The sequence below is a fragment of the Pseudogracilibacillus amylolyticus (SeqCode) genome, assembly GCF_051918545.1.
In the GTDB taxonomy this organism is placed as follows: domain Bacteria; phylum Bacillota; class Bacilli; order Bacillales; family Amphibacillaceae; genus Pseudogracilibacillus.
Genome location: NZ_JBPPZG010000271.1, coordinates 1 through 4,567, shown reverse-complemented (window position 1 = coordinate 4,567; position 4,567 = coordinate 1). Strand labels below are relative to the sequence as shown.

At 34.3% G+C, this 4,567-nt stretch carries 4 protein-coding genes; all 4 read right to left on the bottom strand.

Translation table 11 applies throughout. From position 1 onward, the window contains the following. On the bottom strand, positions 1-815 hold an 815-nt coding region (locus tag ACPYKA_RS19195), incomplete at its 3' end, for an FtsW/RodA/SpoVE family cell cycle protein (protein ID WP_479543805.1). Between the two features lie 83 nt (positions 816-898). Continuing rightward, positions 899-2,251, bottom strand: coding sequence for a UDP-N-acetylmuramoyl-L-alanine--D-glutamate ligase (gene murD, locus ACPYKA_RS19190; protein WP_479543804.1), 1,353 nt, complete (start codon positions 2,249-2,251; stop codon positions 899-901). Then, positions 2,248-3,237: a phospho-N-acetylmuramoyl-pentapeptide-transferase gene (mraY, locus tag ACPYKA_RS19185; RefSeq protein WP_479543803.1), complete on the bottom strand. Its 990-nt coding sequence runs from the start codon at positions 3,235-3,237 to the stop codon at positions 2,248-2,250. Before mraY ends, murD begins: the two co-directional genes overlap by 4 nt. Positions 3,238-3,276: 39 nt before the next feature. Further along, positions 3,277-4,567: UDP-N-acetylmuramoyl-tripeptide--D-alanyl-D-alanine ligase (locus ACPYKA_RS19180; protein WP_479543802.1), on the bottom strand; the 1,291-nt coding region annotated here is incomplete at its 5' end.

The following is a 4,567-nucleotide window of genomic DNA, read 5'->3' as shown; positions in this document are numbered from 1 at the left end:
TCTTCTCCTATAATAGCAAAAATAAAATCAGTTTGGGGCTCTGGTAGATAAAAAAACTTCTGTAAACTATTACCAAATCCTACACCCATTAATTTTCCTGGCCCAATCGCATACAGAGACTGAATAATTTGAAACCCATCACCCAATGGATCATCCCATGGATTTAGATAAGAAGTTATTCGACTTATTCGGTAAGGTGCAGACAAAATCAATAAAGCAAATCCGATGATTCCAATGATCCCTAAATAAATAAAATAAGATAATCTTGTTCCAGCGATAAAAATCATTAACACACAAGTTCCAACTAAAACAACACCGGTCCCAAAGTCTGGCTGCAACATAATGATAGCAAAGACGATAAAAATTAATGAAATTGGTAAAAAAAATCCTCTGCCAAACGTTGTAATATATTTCTGATGTGTTGTTAAATAGCTTGCTAAATATAAAATCAGGCCGAGTTTCATGAACTCTGAAGGTTGAATACTAAATGCTCCTATTCCAATCCAGCTTTGAGCCCCTCCGCGAACAATTCCAATACCAGGGATCAACACGAGCAACAATAATAATAAGCATAAAACAAGAATGACCTTGACATATTTTTTCCATACTTGATAAGGAATTAAATAAATGACGAACATACCGATAACACCTACACCGGCAAATAAAAGTTGACGTTTTACAAAAAAGAAGGCGTCATCATATTTATACGTTGCCCAAACATGCGATGAGCTGTACACCATAATGAGTCCAACAATAAGTAAAAGCATAACTAGTAATAAAAGAGTCAAGTCAGGCAATCGTTTTTGTTCATTCATTAATTTATACATAAAAAAGCCCCCTCTAACTAAAGTGGGGGAAAATCATAATATGAAGTTTATTTGAAGAAAAAGTTGTCCCCCTATGCTAATATATGCACAGCTTGAATAAACATGTCCCCTCTTTCTTCAAACGTTTTGTATTGATCCCAGCTTGCGCAAGCCGGTGATAGTAAAATAACATCTCCTTTTTCGGATGCTTCAAAAGCCACCTTCGTAGCTTCAGTTACATCTTTTACTTTTACTACTGTATTTATATTTGCTTTTTTTGCAAGTTCAACTAATTTAGGAGCAGTTTCTCCAAAGACAATCATCGCCTTAACATGCTTCAAATCAGGTAACAAACTATCAAAAGAATTACCTCTATCCAAACCACCAGCTAAAAGAATTGTCGGTTGTGTAAAAGAGGTTAAAGCTTTTTGTGTAGCTAAAATATTCGTTGCTTTGGAATCATTATAAAAAAGACGCTCATTTATTTTGGCAACAAATTGTAGTCGATGTTTGACACCACTGAAAGTCTTAAGTACATACTGAACACCTTCTTTTGTAGCACCATTTAATATAGAAATACTAAGTGCTGCCAAAATATTTTCGACATTATGCTCACCTACAAGCACTACCTCAGATAATGAAATAATCTTTTCATCTTTAAAATATATATCTCCATCTAAAACGTACGCGCCATCCGGCTGTACCGTTTTTGCGGAAAACGGTATAAGAGTCGATTTCGCTTCATTGATAACCTCTTTTACGATAGGATCATCTGCATTATAAATTAAGAAATCTGACTCTGTCTGATTTTTAAATATATTCATTTTTGCTCGGTTATAATTTTCCACTGTTCCATGATAATCAAGATGAGCTTCAAATAAATTTAAAAGAGCGGCTACGCGCGGTCTAAATGTCTCGATTCCCATTAGTTGAAACGAGGATAATTCTAATACTAACTTCTCATTTTCCTCAAGATTTTGAGCAACTTCGATCGATGCAACCCCAATGTTTCCCGCAAGTTTCATTTTTTGCCCGCTATGTTTTAACATTTCCGCAACGAGAGTTGTTGTTGTCGTTTTTCCATTTGAACCAGTAATTCCAATAATATCATGATTAGAAGCTAACATGGAAGTTAGTTCCACTTCTGTTATGATTGGTATCTTTCTATTCATTGCTTCTACAACAATAATATTGTCATAATGTATTCCAGGGTTTTTTACGACGACATCTATGTTTTCTAAAATAGAAATAGGGTGCGAACCTACAATAACTTCTGCACCCTGACTTATTAATTCTTCAACTATTTTTGAGTTCTCGCCAGTGTTATAATCATTCACCCGTACCTTTATATTATTTTGTAACAATACTTTTGCAGCTGCTGTACCACTTTTTGCTAATCCTAATACTAATACATGTTTATATGAGAAATTTTTCAGTTCATTCATGCTAGTGCCACCTCAATATAAATGCCAATTGTCGCAAAAATAATTGCGACAACCCAAAATGTCATTACAACTCGCCATTCAGACCAACCTTTTAATTCATAATGATGATGTAGGGGACTCATTTTAAACACTCTTTTACCTGTCGTTTTAAAAGAGATTACTTGAATAATGACAGAAAGTGTCTCAATGACAAAAACCCCACCAATGATAACTAAGATAATTTCCATTTTTGTTAATATTGCAACCGCAGCGATTGCCCCACCTAAAGCAAGAGATCCTGTATCTCCCATAAAGACTTTGGCGGGATGTGCATTAAACACTAAAAATCCGATTAAAGCACCGACTACTGCCAGTGAAAAAATCGTAATAATTTCAAATTGGGGATAGTAATAAGATGCAATTAAAGCAAACGCACCAAAAGATATTGTTGCTGTTCCTGCAAGAAGACCATCCAGTCCATCTGTTAAATTAACTGCATTGGAAGAACCAACTAACATAAAAAGAATTAGTATTGCATACATCCAGCCAAGATCCCACTGTAGTTCAGTCCCTGGTACTTTAATATAAGTAGGAAAATCATTTAACCATAAAGTAAAATAAAAAATAATAGCAATAATCACTTGCCCTGCTAACTTTTGCTTTGAAGTCAGTCCTAAATTCCGTTTTAAAGCAACTTTTATAAAATCATCTAAAAATCCTAATAAACCATAACCGACGAGTACAAATAAGAGCAACCAATATTCATAACTAACGGGAATTTCCACAAATTTATACATTAAAATGATCGTCGTTAATGTAATACTTAAAACAATCATTATGCCACCCATTGTCGGAGTACCGGATTTTTTCATATGAGATTCTGGGCCTTCTTCCCGAATGCTCTGTCCGAATTTTAGTCTACGTAAAAAAGGAATAAATATAGGACATAGTAGGACGGTTATTAAAAAGCTTATTGCAAGTGTCATAATAACAATGTATAGACTCATTAGTTTCCTATTCCTCCTTAATAAGAAGCCGTCCCATTACTATTCCATAATTTTTTGGATTATATCTTCAAATTTCATCCCTCTTGAAGCTTTAAATAATAGTAATGTTTCCTCTTGTAAGTAATTTTGTAATAAATCGATAACTTCTTTCTTTGTTGCACAATGTTGACTTATCACAGCAGTGTTTTTATGCTGCAGTCGTTTTGTAATTTCAATGGCGTGTTCTCCAAAAGTAATTACAAAATCGATTGGTTTTTCAATTGTATCTGCAACAGATTGATGCATCTGTTTTGAATAAGTTCCTAATTCTAGTATATCCCCTAAGACAAGTCCTTTATGTTTAAAACCTTCTAACTGTTTTACAACTTCAATGGCTGCCTTCATAGAAGTTGCTGAAGCATTATATGCATCGTTTATAATCGATACGCCATTTTTACCTTGAATTCTTTCAAAGCGCATCGTTGTATGTTCAAGCATATCCAAACCCTTTTGAATTGTTTGATGGTCTAGACCTAGCCGACTAGCAATAACTATCGCAAGCGTAGCATTTTTCGCATGATGTTTTCCTAGTAAAGGAACCGAATAGTCTTCATTATTTATTTTAAATAAGGTTGACTGTTCGCCTATCTGTACATCTGAAATATTTACTACATTTGTTTTCGCAAATCCACAAGTGATGACATTTTTCTCATCCGCGACCGACTTTAATAATGGTTCATCGCCATCTATAACCAAAAATCCATTTTGGTTTAATCCATTTCGTATTTCAAGTTTTGCTCTAGCAATCCCTTCTCTTGATTCAAGATGCTCAATATGGGATTCACCAATATTTGTAATGATGGCAAAATTAGGCTGAGCAATTTTAGTAAGTAAATCTATCTCACCAAAATCATTCATTCCCATTTCTACGACTAGAACTTCTGTATCCCGAGGCATTTCTAAAATAGTGATCGGTAACCCAATATGATTATTGAAATTTCCTTTCGTTGCATGGGTTTTATGTTCTGTTTGTAAAATAGATTTAACAAGATCCTTCGTCGTCGTTTTTCCATTCGAACCAGTAATTCCGATTACAATTGGATCGATATCATCTCGATAGATATTAGCTAGTTTTTGCATCGCTTTTAATGTATCCGAAACGAAAAAAAAGACGAATGAAGCTGGTACATTACTTGGAAGCTTTTCTTTTTCATCCCATAAAGCTGCAATAGCACCATTTTGAATAGCTTGATCGATAAAGTCATGCCCATTGAATGTGTCTCCAACAATTGGAATAAATAAAGCATGCTTTTTTTCGGCACGACTATCTGTCATGACATCATTTATTTTT